Annotated in this window: 14 protein-coding genes; 2 read left to right on the top strand and 12 right to left on the bottom strand. The window is 44.9% G+C overall.

From position 1 onward, the window contains the following. Positions 1-46: 46 nt before the first annotated feature. The 6 genes from DFP75_RS09145 to DFP75_RS09120 form a co-directional block, all read right to left on the bottom strand. Positions 47-955, bottom strand: coding sequence for a 5-dehydro-4-deoxyglucarate dehydratase (locus DFP75_RS09145; RefSeq protein WP_110574837.1), 909 nt, complete (start codon positions 953-955; stop codon positions 47-49). Between the two features lie 115 nt (positions 956-1,070). Beyond that, the gene (gene garD / locus DFP75_RS09140) at positions 1,071-2,642 is read right to left on the bottom strand and encodes a galactarate dehydratase (protein ID WP_110574835.1); all 1,572 of its coding nucleotides are present in this window, start codon (positions 2,640-2,642) and stop codon (positions 1,071-1,073) included. Next, positions 2,642-4,147 carry a tripartite tricarboxylate transporter permease gene (locus DFP75_RS09135; RefSeq protein ID WP_110574833.1) on the bottom strand — a complete coding sequence of 502 codons (1,506 nt, stop codon included), beginning with the start codon at positions 4,145-4,147 and terminating at the stop codon, positions 2,642-2,644. Before DFP75_RS09135 ends, garD begins: the two co-directional genes overlap by 1 nt. Before the next feature lie 15 nt (positions 4,148-4,162). Then, complete coding sequence (locus DFP75_RS09130) at positions 4,163-4,600, bottom strand: tripartite tricarboxylate transporter TctB family protein (protein ID WP_110574832.1); 438 nt, start codon at positions 4,598-4,600, stop codon at positions 4,163-4,165. A gap of 81 nt (positions 4,601-4,681) precedes the next feature. Next, positions 4,682-5,731, bottom strand: coding sequence for a type 2 periplasmic-binding domain-containing protein (locus tag DFP75_RS09125; protein WP_110574830.1), 1,050 nt, complete (start codon positions 5,729-5,731; stop codon positions 4,682-4,684). Positions 5,732-5,991: 260 nt separating this feature from the next. Continuing rightward, positions 5,992-7,203, bottom strand: a complete 1,212-nt coding sequence (locus tag DFP75_RS09120) for a Gfo/Idh/MocA family protein (RefSeq protein WP_110574828.1) — start codon at positions 7,201-7,203, stop codon at positions 5,992-5,994. Positions 7,204-7,306: 103 nt separating this feature from the next. Between DFP75_RS09120 and DFP75_RS09115 the strand changes: the two genes are divergently transcribed. After that, entirely contained in the window at positions 7,307-8,197 is an 891-nt protein-coding gene (locus DFP75_RS09115) for a LysR substrate-binding domain-containing protein (protein WP_110574826.1), read from the top strand. A gap of 85 nt (positions 8,198-8,282) precedes the next feature. Here DFP75_RS09115 and DFP75_RS09110 read toward each other — a convergent pair whose 3' ends face one another. Further along, the gene (locus DFP75_RS09110) at positions 8,283-9,353 is read right to left on the bottom strand and encodes a TRAP transporter substrate-binding protein (RefSeq protein ID WP_110574825.1); all 1,071 of its coding nucleotides are present in this window, start codon (positions 9,351-9,353) and stop codon (positions 8,283-8,285) included. Between the two features lie 238 nt (positions 9,354-9,591). On the opposite strand from DFP75_RS09110, the gene DFP75_RS09105 reads away from it, so the two are divergent. Then, the gene (locus DFP75_RS09105) at positions 9,592-10,329 is read left to right on the top strand and encodes a GntR family transcriptional regulator (protein WP_110575107.1); all 738 of its coding nucleotides are present in this window, start codon (positions 9,592-9,594) and stop codon (positions 10,327-10,329) included. A 75-nt stretch (positions 10,330-10,404) separates the two neighbouring features. Here DFP75_RS09105 and DFP75_RS09100 read toward each other — a convergent pair whose 3' ends face one another. From DFP75_RS09100 to araD, 5 genes are all read right to left on the bottom strand, one after another. Continuing rightward, on the bottom strand, positions 10,405-11,157 hold the full coding sequence (locus DFP75_RS09100; protein WP_110574822.1) for a TSUP family transporter: 753 nt from the start codon (positions 11,155-11,157) through the stop codon (positions 10,405-10,407). 63 nt (positions 11,158-11,220) lie between these two features. After that, entirely contained in the window at positions 11,221-12,507 is a 1,287-nt protein-coding gene (locus DFP75_RS09095; RefSeq protein WP_110574820.1) for a TRAP transporter large permease, read from the bottom strand. 3 nt (positions 12,508-12,510) lie between these two features. Then, positions 12,511-13,059 carry a TRAP transporter small permease gene (locus tag DFP75_RS09090; RefSeq protein WP_110574818.1) on the bottom strand — a complete coding sequence of 183 codons (549 nt, stop codon included), beginning with the start codon at positions 13,057-13,059 and terminating at the stop codon, positions 12,511-12,513. 10 nt (positions 13,060-13,069) lie between these two features. Then, positions 13,070-13,837, bottom strand: coding sequence for an HpcH/HpaI aldolase family protein (locus DFP75_RS09085; RefSeq protein ID WP_110574816.1), 768 nt, complete (start codon positions 13,835-13,837; stop codon positions 13,070-13,072). Continuing rightward, complete coding sequence (gene araD / locus DFP75_RS09080) at positions 13,838-15,559, bottom strand: L-arabinonate dehydratase (protein WP_110574814.1); 1,722 nt, start codon at positions 15,557-15,559, stop codon at positions 13,838-13,840. Between the last annotated feature and the right edge of the window lie 18 nt (positions 15,560-15,577).

Here is a 15,577-nt window from a genome sequence, read left to right as displayed (position 1 = left end):
GAATGGGAGAGTAAACTCTCCCACATTAATCTTTAGCTCTTAATACTTAATTTTGTTCGATAATCGCTTTTAACGCAGCAAGGTCTGCAGCGTTTGGCATAGTAAGAGGTGGACGCACATCACCAGCTGAGATGCCTTTCAGCGCCGCGCCCGCTTTAATTAGACTTACAGCATAACCTTTCTTAGTGTCACGTAGGCGACAGAAAGGAATGAAGAAGTTTTGAATAATACGCGTTACTGTTGCTTGATCACCAGCACGCAATGCTTTGTAGAAGTCCATCGCCATTTCAGGCATGAAGTTATACGCTGCAGATGAGTAAGTGTTAACACCAATTGAAAGGTAAGCTTCAGCAAAGATCTCAGCCGTTGGTACACCACCGATATAAACCAAGCGATCGCCAACCGTTTTGATCGTATCATTTAATGCCGCAATGTTGCCTACGCCATCTTTCAGTGCCACCATGTTAGGATTACGAGCAGCCAACTCTTTAACCGATTCCGCAGAAAGGATGCCATTGCCACGGTTGTAATAGATGAACTGAATATCCGCGCTTGCCATTACTTGAGATGCGTACTCAATCACGCCATCTTCTGGGCATTCTGTTAGGAAAGGAGGCATCAACAAGATACCATCACAACCAGCATCAGCGGCAATTTTAGAGAAATTAGACGCGTCTTTTACGCTGCGGCCTGCAGCAGCAATTACTGGCACACGACCTTTTACTGTCGCTACAGCGACTTCAACGATTTCACGAAAGTCTTCTTCATCAAGAGAGAAAAACTCGCCAGTACCACCAGCAATGAAAATTGAAGAAACGCCGTGCTTAATGAACGACTCTAGGCGCTCTTTGTATGTCTCAGCGTTAAATTTACCGTTCGCATCGAAGTCTGTTACCGGGAAAGATAAAAGACCATCACTTAGAGCGCCGCGCATTTGTTCAACAGAAAAAGCCATGTTGTTTTCCTCTCTTTTTGTTATTAACTTTAGCCTTAAGGCTGGTTATAAATAATTACGTTGTAATACATCATACAACTATACATTCAAATAGCAATGAAATTTCGTCTAATAATTAGGTCACTGGTGCTGGATTAAACAAGACCAAATCATTATGTAAGCCCAACTTATCAGCTGCGACTTGCTTACGCCCTGACGCGACGTCAAGAATTAGATGGAACAACTCCCAACCCGCCTCTTCTAACGTAATCTCTTTACTGGCAATGCGTCCTGCGTCCATATCGATCAAATCGTGCCAACGCTTACCCAAAGTAGAGTTTGTTGATACCTTGATAACAGGTGCGACTTCCAAGCCATACGGCGTACCACGCCCTGTGGTAAATACTTGAATATTCATACCGGAAGCGAATTGCAAAGTACCGCAAATGAAGTCACTGGCTGGCGTAGCAGCAAAATTCAGTCCTCGCTTGCGAATACGTTCACCTGGACTTAGAACATCGACAATGGGGCTATTACCTGACTTAGTAATGGAGCCTAGAGATTTTTCCACGATGTTATTAAGGCCGCCCTTTTTATTACCTGGCGTGGTGTTAGCGCTGCGATCAGCTTGCCCTTGATTCAGGTAATCGTCATACCACTGCATTTCACGCAGTAAGGCTTTCCCCACTTCCACTGTTTCCGCTCGCGGCGTTAAAAGGTGAATAGCATCACGCACTTCAGTCACTTCAGAAAACATGACAGAACCACCGGCACGAACAATCAAATCCGACGCATAACCCACAGCAGGGTTCGCTGTAATACCAGAAAAAGCATCACTACCACCGCACTGCATACCAACGACCAATTCTGAAATCGGACATGGCTCTCGACGACGCTTATTTAAACGTTCAAGATGCGCTTCGGCCATCTCCATAATATGATCAACCATATCTTGGAAACCGTGATGATTTTCGTCTTGTAGACTAACCACATGATCTTCTAACGCCTTGGCCGCTTCAGAGTTAGGCAAAATGTTAATGGCCTGCTCATCGTCTATCTCAAGCAAACGCGATGGCGAGAGTTTTTCACACCCTAAACCAACCACCATTATTTCACCGCCAAAGTTCGGATTTTTAGCAATATTTTGCAAAGTACGAATTGGCACAATCGCCGCAGGCGCAGTAATTGCCACACCACAACCGTAGCTATGATTAAGCGCAACAACACCATCGACATTTGGATACTTTGGCAAAAGCGTTTTCTTGATCAGCTTAACAACATAGTCAGTGATACCTGCAACACACTGCACACTGGTACTAATACCTAAGAGGTTCTTGGTACCTGCAGAACCATCCGGATTTTTATAACCGTCAAAGGTGTAACCTTCCAAAGGCTCAAAAGCAGGCTTCTCGCGCGTCGCTAAAGGTAGCTCATCTAATGCAGGAGGCGTCGGCATATCGACAACCCTCTCGGACACCCATGAGCCTTGTTTAATCTCGTGTTTTGCGTAACCCACCACTTCATTGTAACGACGTACTTCACCGCCATTAGCGATATCAGCCAAAGCAACCTTATGACCCTGTGGCACGTCTTCTAACAAGACAACGCCACCTGGAAGCTCAGCCCCCTTTGGTGCACCACCTTGATTTAAGATGATGGCAACATTGTCACTTTCATGTATTTGAATCAGTACATAAGAATCGCTCATTACTTCGCCTCTTTATTCGCATGTTGCTTACTTTTTCTGTGAATCATCACAGACACGACGATAGATAAAACAATCAATCCCCATAACACCATCGCAATCGGACTCTTAGTGAACAAAATAGAGTACTCACCGTATGACTCTAAACTCTTCACAAAATACACTTCGGCACTGCTGCCCAAAATAAAGCCGATAACCAAAGGCGCAATCTCAATACCGATCTTAGTAAAGATCCAACCTGCTACACCGAATAAGAAAAGTGTCCACACATCAAACATAATGCCGTAGTTAATCGCATACGCACCTACTGCACACATCATCACTATAATTGGGTATAAGATAAATTTCGGAATTAATACCACTTTGGCGATATGACGAATGGCATAAAACATCACGATAAACATCACAATATTGGCAAACATAAGCGCCGTTATCATTGAGAACCATGTATCTATATTTTCGCCGATAAACAAAGGACCGACTTGCAAACCTTGCAATGTAAAGGCACCAATCAATACAGCCGTTGTACTATCGCCAGGAATACCCAACGACAACAAAGGAATCAAAGCACCACCTGTTAAGCCGTTATTTGCGGACTCAGACGCCACCAAACCTTCAGGCTCACCTTTACCCAACTTCTCAGGATGTTTAGAAAAATTCTTTTGCTGTGTATAAGCTAAAATTGACGCCGCGCTTCCACCAATACCAGGCAACATGCCGATGAATGTACCGATTGATGAAGAACGCATTAAGTTACTGAATTGGCCTTTAAAAATATTAAAGCGGAACGGCTTACCTTTATTGAGATTAACTTTATTTTCCAAAGAAGGCTCTCTGGCACCTTTTTCAGCCTCTTCAATGATGGTTGAAATACCAAAAAGACCAATTAACACAGGCAATAACGAGAAACCATAAGCTAAGTAAGGCTCCATAAACGGTGCCATAAGACGATATTCGCCATTACCACCGTTCGATACATCGTAAGTTCCTATCAAGCTAAGCAATACACCAAGTAACCCACTAAAAACACCCATTAGAATATTTTTAGACAATGACGCAATAACCGACATCGCAAAAAAGATCATGAGGAACTTTTCAACGTATGAGAATTTGATAGCGAAATCGGCCAAGACAGGCGCAAAGAAGAACAACACAATGGCACTGAACGTACCGCCAAACAAAGAGGCAACAATACAGGTTTTCAAGGCGCGCTCGGCTTCACCACGCTGCGCCATCGGGTAACCATCAAAAGTGGTCGTAATCGACGACGGCGTACCTGGAATATTCAGCAATACAGCCGGTACTAATCCACCAGAAATACCGCCAACATATAAGCCTAACAAAAGCGCTAAGCCTTCTTGCAAACCTAAGGTGTAAGTTAATGGTAGACACACTGCAACAGCCATTGTCGCGGTCATACCAGGGATAGCACCAAAAATGATGCCGATGATGGATCCTGCCGCCGCTAACAAAAAGAAGGACGGTGAAAGTAATTCTAGAAATTCCATAAAGTCACTCCGCCTCTAAGGCATCGACACAGCGAATAGGTGGTAAAGCACACCCCAAACAAAGGTCGGTGTTATTACTGCGTTGGAAACAATGATTATCAGATTGCGACGTGTCATATCGTGGCAGTACAACATCGACATCAGAAACACAAAAGGAATCGACGCCAGTAAGAAACCTAGCCCCATATTAGGAAGCACTGCGCCTATCGCATCCATCCCCCAGAAATAGGCAGGAATCAAAGCGAATGTCATTAAGAGACGAAAGAAGTCTGCATTTTTAACAAAGAACTGATAACGACCGGTACGAATAGCCTGCATGACAGGACGAAAATAAGAAACGACGATCACCAAGCCCAAAATCAGCAACAAGGAAATAACGATCCTTGGAAAGAAGAGATGGGACGTGTCGAAGTCGATCACAACAGCATTGAGGGATGAAAACCAGTCAAACATAATAACTCTCTATAACCTTCTCTAAGCGAAAGATTAAGGCACCGTGGCCAAACTGCATTCCACGGTGCCGACTTACTTTAATTATTTGTGCAGGTTATTAATGATTTTGGCATAACTATCACGCTTTTCTTTGAAGTGCTTTTGCGCTTCTGCAGAAGTACGGAAGTTAGGGATAAAGAAGGATTTCTTAAATGTTTCTTGAACCTTGCCATCGGCAAATACTTCTGCCAACGCCTTGTCCAAGAACTCAATCACTTCTGGAGACATACGCTTGTTGTATAAAAAGTAGAACTCTTTATCGAAGGTAAAGTTATTCTCTGCATCCATTGGAATATTCACCCCTAGACCAGATGCATACTGCATCAACTGATCACGAGACGTTTCTCCCATACCATTAGGATTTGCTTTAGCAATTGTTGATGCTTTAGCAGTTAACCATACAAAATTCATGGCTTTTTGGTCATCAGCAGGAAGGCGAGTATATTGCTCGTTGGCCTGTACACTGCCATTGATAACATCCGCGAGGCCATCGAACAAAGCTTGGTTCTTATCAGATTGAGAACCCGTATTCAAAGCAACGAGATTATCCTCTTGACCTGGGTACGCCAAACGTACTGCGTTCTTCATAGCCGTGTAGCCGATCTCAGATACGCCGCCTGGCTGAATCGCAACACGAATTGTTTTACCGTTTCCGGCCGCATTTAGGATCTCATCCATATTTTTATAAGGAGAGTTTTTAGGAACCAGGTAGCCATTACCTGGGTTAGTAGCGAAAGATGGTCCTATCGTCCACTCTTTGAAAGGGTCTTCGTAGCCTTTTTGGCCATATAGATTCCCAAGATACGCTTGGTCGTGGAAAATCATTAGAGTGTTGCCTGTCGGCACTCTACCTAACGCCTGATATGCCGCAGAGAAGCCAACAGCATCAACTTTAATGTTCGCATCAATCTTTTGTGCAAGCGCTTCTGCGATAATGGAAGAAGCCTGATACGTATCACCACCAGTTGATTTTGAGCCAATTACAACGCGGATATTTCCTCGAATTGGATTGTCTAAAGCATAGGCTGCAGCAGGCGCTAATGCACAAGCCGCCGCCATCAAAATTGTTGTGCTCTGAAGTATTTTTTTCATAACCACTTTTCCTATAATTGTTTTTTTATTTAGGACGTTGTCATTAGTTCCATTTATCGAACGCAATAACATCATACATCATACAACCTGTATTTCAATATCAGATTATCTTTTTTATTACAGATTAAAAATAGCACTTCTTTCCCGTGGAAACCCCAAAAAAAGGGACGAAATAGAACGGCAAAACAAAAAAGCCCAGACCTTGAAAGTAAGGCCTAGGCTGTGATGTGATGTGATGTGACTTAATTTAAAAAAAATAATTAAAGATCAATACCTTTCGATTTAAGCAGTTCAGACACTTCAATGATTTTGCCCGTTTTTACGGATTCTTCCGCTGCGCAACCCACCACAACAGACCAGAAGCCTTCTTCTACTGTCGCACTGCTGGTTTGCTTGCCAGCCATTTGATCGGCAAAAGCGATGTGTTCGAACCAAGTAGCGCCATTATGGCCAGACGCTTCGATCAATTTAGGATAACTTGGCTGTGAGGTTTTAGAAGGACGGTTCTGACCACAGAAAACCTCCATTTCAGTACGCAAACGCGCGTTTTCACTGAAGTCTTCAATCTCTGCCGCTTTGACACGACCTTCGTCACCGCAGACCAACAACTCTTCATGGAACATAGGCGCAAACATGCAAAGGTTAAAGCCAGCACGAACACCATTTTCATATTCTACGGTAACAAACGCGCTATCAAGAATGTCGGATTTTTCACCTTTGAATTCGAAATCACGGAAGTTAGTAGATTGTGAGCCGTTAGCATAAACTCGTACTGGACGAGATTGAGCAAACAGGTTCATCAAATCAAAGTAATGGCAGCATTTCTCTACTAAGGTACCACCAGAGAATTTAGAAAACTTATTCCACTGATTCACTTTATCAAGAAACGGAATGCGGTGTTCCATGATGTTAATCATCTTCACCTCACCAACCGCTTTGCGCTCTAGCACTTCATGAATCGCTTCGGAATAAATAGATTTATAGCGGTATTGCAAACCAATTTGTAAAACCGCGCCGTATTCTTTTGCCATCTTGGTAATTTCATAGGCATCTTCCAACTTGGTCGCCATCGGCTTTTCCATGAAGATGTGTTTACCAGATTTGATCGCGACTTTTAAAACATCAAGGTGTGTAAAGTTAGGTGTACAGATTAAAATACCGTCAACTTCTGGGTCATTACAGGCCGCTTCTAGCGTTTCGTAGACTTTGAAATCTTCATCGGTGATTTTGGCAAATTCTTCTTTGGCAACTTTAACGCTACGTTCGTTTAGATCGAACACACCATGAATAGCAGAACGACCAACGCGAGTCGCCACGCGCATGTGCTCCATGCCGATCATACCGCAACCAATCAGGTTCACACGAAACTGTGCTGGCTCTTTGGCGAAAAAGTGACGCTCCTCTTCGTTGATATAATGAAAAGCTGGGCCAGTGTAGCTAAATAGTTGTCCGTCGATTTTTTCTCTGCTCATGATGTCTCACCTAACTTAGATTTATTTTGTAAGGCTAAGATAGGAAAAGCGCATCATTATGTCTAATATATGTTAATCACACACTTAATATGAAAAAGATATCATGCGCTTTAGAAAACTGAATTATTTTATTACCGTAGCAGAAGAGCTGCATTTTGGACGCGCTGCGGCTCGCTTACATATTGCCCAGCCACCGTTGTCACAACAAATCAAAGCCATTGAAGACGAACTCGGTGCTGTACTGTTTGAACGCAGCAGCCAAAAAGTCTCACTGACCCCAGCAGGAGAAGCATTGCTACCTCAAGCAAGAGCGCTTTTACAGAACTGGGAAAAGATACAAGAACAAGTTCGCAGCATTGCCAACGGCACCGCAGGCAACCTATCGCTTGGGTTTGTTTGGGCCGCTGGCACGCCGCATTTTTCCAAAGGCATTGCGCAATTCAAACAAGACAATCATGGCGTGACACTCAATCTAGAAGAAATGACCACAACCCATGCCTTGGATGCACTCAGAAGCGAAAAAATTGATTTGGCGATGATCTTCCTCAACCCCTTGATGGACATCACAGATTTAGAACACCAAGGCTATGAAACACAAAAACACCTTCTTGCCTTGCCTGAGAACCACCCGCTCGCGCAAAAAGACAGCGTGCCACTGAGTGATTTACACCAGCTGCCGTTCATCTCGTTTGTTAGACAAGCCCATCCGTCTTTGTACGACCAAATAATGCATCACCTGCATGCTGCTGGCGTTGAGCCTGATATTGTACAAATCGCCCGGCTGACGCAAACCACTCGAACCCTAGTTGCCGCCGGCGTGGGTATCGCACTTGTCCCAGAATCCACACAATTCGATCAACGAGAAGGTCTCACCTATCGCCCAATTGATGGCGTTTTACCAGAACTCGATATCCATTTTGTATGGCGTAAAAACAGCCTAACACCCTTGATGGAAAGATTAATCGCCCACCTTCAAGCGCAAGTACCAAGATAATCTGTCCAGACAAATTCCAGGCAAAAAAAAGCCAGTGCGAGCACTGGCCTAACGGAAAATAACCATTCAGAAGAGTGTATTACGATCAGTTCTGTGCCATATAAGCTTCATTAATAGAGGCTTCACAGGATTTAACCGCGCTCTCTGTGGTTTCAACCCATTTCGCACCATATTCATTAACGAACCAATCACGTACTGGTTTTGCTGCTTCTTGGAACTGCGCTTTTTCTTCTGCAGTCGGAGCATAAACTGTGCCGCCAGATGCTTTGAACTCGTTATACGCTTCTATTTGACGACGTTTGGGCATCACGGTTGTGACTTCACGTAACGCATCAAAACCATCCATCATGATGTGCTGAAGGTCTTCTGGCATATCTTTCAGTGAGTCGTTATTCATCCACCACATAGACGCCATATAGCCATGACCATCTAGCGTCATGTATTTAATATGTTCGTTAAATTTCATACCCATGATGTCAGTAATGCCGTTTTTAGTACCTTCCACCAAGCCAGTTGCCAATGAGGTATACACTTCTGGCCAAGGCACGGCTGTTGGGCTGCCACCCATGGCTTTCACCAGCTGCATCTGAATAGGGGAATTGATCGTACGGATCTTCAAACCTTTCACATCGGCAGGCGTTTTAATCAATTTATTGGTTGTCGCAAAGTTACGCCAGCCACCCGTATTACCAATCGTCATTAAGCGCATAGTACCTGTTCGATCTAGCAACTCTTTACGAATTGGTCCGACCAACATTTCATTATTCAAGGCACATTCAGCAACACGGTCTGTTGGAAATATATAAGGAATATCCAGCGCTTGGATCTCAGGGAAAACATTCGACAAACCACCTGTCGTGGTATTAAACACTTGGATCAAGTTAGCTTGCAGCGCTTCAATACATTCTGTTGGGTTACCACATAACTGACCGCCAGAATAAATATTAACGTGAATACGACCGTTTGAGTGTGCTTCAACATAATCTTTCAACACGACAGCGCCGTCATAATCTTCATCGCTGGTATTAGAAAGATGAACAATATTGAAATCATAATCAGCCGACAGTGCAGGCATGGCAGCAAGAGATAAGCTCGCCGCCATCAATGTTGGAACAAAAGCAGCTGTGGTCTTTTTTAGTAAAGCGGTTTTTTTCATTTCGAAGGCTCCGTTTTTTTATTCTTGGATCACTTTTTTATTCTGAGTCACGCAAGTGCTAAACAAATAAACAGGTCATTCATAAGCGAGTCTCAAAGGAGATTACTTTTAGAAAATGCACTATTTTCTTGCCATGACTTGTTTTATATCTTATATAAGACATAAAGTGCAAGAAAATAACAGATTTTTTTATTACGTCTGGTATTCTAAATTGATTCGAGAGACAGCAGGGCCAACAATGACAACCAGCACATCGCAGCCATCACCAACCTTCAAACCTTTGTATAAACAGGTTCAAGAGTTAATTACGGAAAGAATTATCGAAGGTTCTTGGAAGCCCGGTGAGATTTTACCAAGTGAGTTTCAACTTGCAGACCTACTGGGTGTTAGCCAAGGCACAGTTCGAAAAGCTCTTAACGCATTAACCGAAGATAACGTATTATTTCGTCGCCAAGGCGTTGGCACCTTTGTATCCGAACACACACTGCAAAAAATGATGTTCCACTTTTTTCATTTCAAAAGTGATAACGGTGATATCCCCGAGCTGCCTTACGCTCAATTACTCGAAACACAATTAATCACACCGGATGAACACTTACGTACTGTATTTGATCTCACGTCAGATGAAAAAGTGATTGAAATCCATCGTGTGCGTTCAATTAACAATACCGCGTCTATCCGTGAATTGATCTACCTGCCCCATCGTTACTTTGCCGATTTACACAAAGAAGAAAAGCTACCACATTCCCTGTATCACTATTATCAGCAGCACTTCAATATTACGGTACACAAAGCCACGGATAGACTTAAAGCGGTATTGGCCGATGATCAAGACCAAAGCGTTTTAAATATCGCTGCAGGACAACCGCTATTAGAAGTAATCCGCACTGCTCGCGCATTGGACGGACGCACCGTGGAATATCGAATCAGCCGCGCCAACAGCGAAGACCTACATTATCTTGTCGAACTCAATTAACAAGTAGAATACTCCAAAAAAAGAGCGCATCGCCAACAAGGTGAATGCGCTCTTTTTTGTTTAATAAAAACCGATTTAAAAGCCCTGCCACATCAAGCTAATACCCGACAACAACAACAAAGTGAATGCCAAGAAACGCATTGCTCTCGCAGAGATAGGCGCTGGAAACTTTCTTGCCATTAAGGTTGATAGCACAACGACTGGAAAACCAAGCGCACACAATAGCCAAGTATCAATATCAACGCCTTGAGTCAGACTAACAGACCCCACACGCAAGGCTGCGGTACAACAAAAGATTCCTAATAAGGTCGCACGTATTCTGACGTGGTCGTCTGGCTGGCGATACATCATAAAGGTAATAGGTGGACCGAAGGTCGCAAACATGCCCCCCATCACACCGCCAATCACACCACTGACGGCAAAAGCCCCAGCAGAGGATGCCTTTCGTATCCTATTAGCTTGAAGCATCATCACCAAGCTACTGATGACAATGCACAAGCCTAAACTAAATTTGAGCCAGCCTAACGCATTCTCCCCAAGGTAACCCAGAAGCCATACACCAAGATATATTGCAGGTAGGCAAGGTAAAATAAATCCCCAAAATGCTCGAAGATTTATCTGTTTCCAATGCCCACCATAAAGCCCAATTCCCGCATTGATAAGACTTAATACGCTTACCGCAAACGCCGTTACCTCAATGGGCGCTAAGCCTAATGCCGACACGCTGCTCACGACAATCAACCCAAAAGCAAAACCCGTCGTCGCTTGAATGTAGCTACCTAGCGCAAAAAACAATAATAGAAGCAGGCTCGAACTATCCATAAGCATAAAAGCCTTCCTCGTCTCTTCTGTACTCAAACACACTTAAACTCGCCAGTGCTGCCCCCTTCATCAGGAGGCAAAACCGAGCAAGCGAGGCAAGGTCATCGTTAATGCTGGGATATACGTAATGAGCAAAATAACAAAGATATGCACCGCCAAATAAGGCAACATTTCACGGCTAATCGTCTCTACACGTTCGCCACTTACACTGGACGCAACAAACAACACCAAGCCCATGGGTGGCGTCGTCAAACCTATGGTTAAGTTGACACACATCACGATGGCAAAATGCAATGGATCAATACCAAACTGTGTCACGATCGGCCCAAGAATAGGACCCAAAATAAGAATCGCAGGGCCTGCATCTAGGAACATACCGACAAACAACAGTAGCAAGTTAATAATCAGCAGTAGCAACAATGGATTCTCAGTCAAAGAAACCATGATCGCAGCGACTTTTTGTGGCGCGCCAGATAGGCTGATCACCGAAGAAAACGCCACCGCACTGCCGACAAGGAACAAAATCACCGCGGACGATTTCGCCGTAGCGTAAAACAAACTAGGCAAATTACTAACCGTCATGGTTTTCGACAACAAGCTAACTATCAAGGCATACGCTGCCGCAACCGCTGCCGCTTCAGTTGGTGTAAACACGCCCGACAAAATACCGCCAAGCAAAATAACTGGCGTCAACAACGGCCAAAAAGCTTGCTTTACCGCTGCGCCACGCTCCGGCCAAGTTGCTTTTTCAGAAGCTACTTTATAGCCACGACGACGCGCCAAAAACCATGTCATAGCCATCAAGCTAATACCAACCAAAAAGCCAGGGACAAGACCCGCAGCAAACAAGCCACCAACCGACACGTTCATCACAAACGCATACAGAATCATGATGCCACTTGGTGGAATAATCGGCCCAATCACCGACGATGCCGCCGTTACGGCCGCGGCAAAACGACGCGAGTAGCCGTTCTTTTCCATCGCTGGAATCAGCATTTTCCCCAACGCAGAACAATCCGCCACCGCAGAACCACTAAGGCCAGCAAACAACATGGAAGACAAAATATTGATTTGTGCCAAACCACCACGCAAATGGCCAATAAAGGCTTGGCTTACTTGCACAAGCGACAAGGTAATACCACTGCGGTTCATCACCTCACCCGCCAGCATGAAAAACGGAATCGCCATCAATGGAAAGCTATCAATACCGTTGTACAAACGCTGTGTCAGCAAGAGGTAGAACATCTCCTTGCCTTCTAGGAATAAACTGAGACCTGGCGCAAACAACAAGGCAAACGCAACAGGCATCCCCAAAAACATCACAGAAAGCAAAATCCAGAAAAATGAAATGCCCATGGATTACCCCTCGCTCTCGCTATCAGACAACACAAAATGGTCGTCATTGGATTCATTAAAAAGACGCGCAATACCAATTAGGAACAGCTCGAGATAGACCAACATCATGACGCCAAAACCAATCGGCATCGCCATGTAGGACCAAGCTTTGGTTATAGGCAGCGCTGTAGCCAACATGCGCGTTCCTTTTAGGGCGAAATCTAGGCTTTTATTAAACGCGTAATACAAAACAATCCCGACCAACACATACAACACCAACTCCAGCAGCAAGCTTAATCGTCTTGGTAAAGAGCCCAGAATAATATCGAGGGCCGCATGTTGCTTAGTACGGGAGACCACAGGCAGTGTTAGAAACGTCATCCAAACCATAAGATAACGCGCCAACTCTTCAGACCAAGGCAATGAGTCGTTAAGCACATAACGACAAAAGACCTGAACCAAAATCGAGGTGGTCATCACTGCAACCGCAGTGATTGCCAAATATTTGAAAACAAATACAAAAGCAGAATTCACCTGCCCTAGCAAAGTTATTATTCTTGTTAATAAAAGCATAGAGACACCTTTATGATTTATTCATTTGCGCCAAATGCGCTTTACACTGACCCAACATGTTAGCCAGATCATTGGCAATCGACACAAAACTAAAGCCAACTTCTAACGCCCATTTTGCATCGTTAGGCGTAGGCATAACCGTTCCTACAGGAATCCCAGCTTGATTACAGGCATTCACACAAGCCACGATTTTGGCACGCACATCAGGGTGATTTACCTGACCTGGCAAGCCCATTGTCATCGACAAATCTCCAGGACCAATGAATACTGCACTGACGCCTTCCACCTTGCCGATTTCTACCGCAAGTTCTAACGCCTCAACCGTTTCAAGCTGAGGTATCAAACACACCTGCTCGTTGGCCGCTGCAGGATAATCTTCACGAGTGGTATAACGCGCCGCTCGATGCATTTTGGCAAAGCCGCGCTTGCCCAATGGTGGGTACATGCTGGCTTGAACAATGGCTTTTGCCTCTTCAACCGATTCAACGAATGGGAAATACAAGGTCATACCGCCTTGATCCAATACTTGCTTAATCGCAATCGGATCATGGCCTGGCATACGAACCACCGCTGCGGTTGGCGTTTGCTCAACCGCACGTAAAATCGGCGTAGTATCGTGAATGCTGGCAGGGCTGTGTTCTAAATCCACCACCAAATAGTCATAGTTCAAAAACGCCATAGCCTCTGCGACCGTTGGGCTACCAGACAGCGTCCAGCCTCCAATCAACTTTTGACCATCCAGTAAACGCTGTTTAAATGGGTTAATCGTCTTGCTCATTTAGAATATCTCCGGTTCATCGATGACAGCGTCACCTTGTAAAAAGTCAAAATCGCACCCTTCGTTTGCTTGGGTGACATGGGTTGAAAACATAGCGCCATAACCACGAGCAAACTTTGGTGGTGGTGGTGCCCAAGCCGCTTTTCTCGCCGCCATTTCTTCGTCACTAATTTCTAAATTCAGCGTGCGCTTTTCCACGTCCAAGGCGATCCAGTCGCCGGTCTGAACAAAGGCCAGCGGCCCGCCAACATAAGATTCAGGCGCAACGTGTAAAATACAGGTGCCGTAATGGGTGCCGCTCATGCGCGCATCGGAGATACGAACCATGTCACGCACACCTTTTTGCAAAAGCTTTTTCGGAATCGGTAAACCGCCCCATTCGGGCATACCAGGACCACCAATTGGCCCCGCATTTTTCAGTACTAAAACAGTATTTTCATCCACATCAAGCTCAGGATCGTCGATCTGCGCTGTCATTTGCGCGTGGTTTTCAAACACCAAGGCTTTACCACGATGATTCAATAAATGCGGAGACGCTGCTGAGGGTTTACACACCGCGCCATCTGGGCATAAGTTACCGGTGATCACACCTATCGTACCGCGGTCATTGACTGGGTTATCTAAAGAACGAATCACGTCGTCATTGTAAATTTCCACGCCTTCCAAGTTCTCACCCAAAGTACGACCGTTCACATTACCTTGATCGAGATGCAAGAAATCTTTTAGGCGCGTTAATAAAGCAGGCAGACCACCCGCATAAAACAGGTCTTCCATTAGGTATTCGCCCGCCGGCATTAGGTTGGCGATGACCGGCACTTTACGCGCCCATTCATCAAACAAAGACATAGGCAGATCAATGCCTGCGCGTCCCGCCATGGCGATCAAATGGATAATGCCGTTCGTAGATCCGCCCAACGCCACATAAGTGACGATAGCGTTTTCAAAGGCTTCTTTGGTAGCGAGGGTTTTAGGTGTCAGGTCTTCAAACACCATCTTGGTAATACGTTCCCCAGCAAGGGAGCAAAGGCGTTGATGGGCAGAATCGGCCGCGGGAATGGTTGCTGATCCCGGCAAACAAAAACCCAACACTTCGGCCATAGAAGTTAATGAAGACGCGGTTCCCATAGTGTTACAGGTTCCTACAGAACGCGTCATTTTGGCTTCGAGTTCGAGCCAGTCTTCATCACTTAAATTACCCGCACGTTTTTCATCCCAATATTTTCGAGTATGAGTGCCCGTTCCTATTTTTTCGCCTTTGAAATTGCCGTTTAGGCTCGCGCCTGCAGGAATATAAATGGCGGGAATGTTCATACTGATGGCGCCCATTAATAGGCCCGGTGTGGTTTTGTCGCAACCGCCCATTAAAATCGCACCATCAATCGGATGACTGCGTAGCAGCTCTTCGGTTTCCATCGCTAGTAAGTTGCGATACATCATGGTTGTTGGCTTAACCATCACTTCACCAAGTGACATGGCTGGCATTTCTAATGGGTAACCACCGGCACGAATAATGCCTTCTTTCACAAACTGGGCACGCTCTCTAAGATGAGTATGACAAGTACTGATGTCGCTCCAGGTATTAATGATGCCTATAACAGGGCGGTTCATAAAATCGCTGCGCTTGTATCCAGTCTGCTGCGTTCGTTGTCGATGCGCAAAAGCTCGCATATTGTCAGGAGCAAACCAACGCTGACTGCGAAGGTCTTCGATACGTTTTGCCATGATGTAGTCCTGTTCTTT

The sequence above is a fragment of the Marinomonas alcarazii genome (assembly GCF_003208215.1).
Lineage (GTDB): Bacteria > Pseudomonadota > Gammaproteobacteria > Pseudomonadales > Marinomonadaceae > Marinomonas > Marinomonas alcarazii.
The sequence above is the reverse complement of the archived record's forward strand: the minus strand, read 5'-3'. Positions and strand labels throughout refer to the sequence as shown.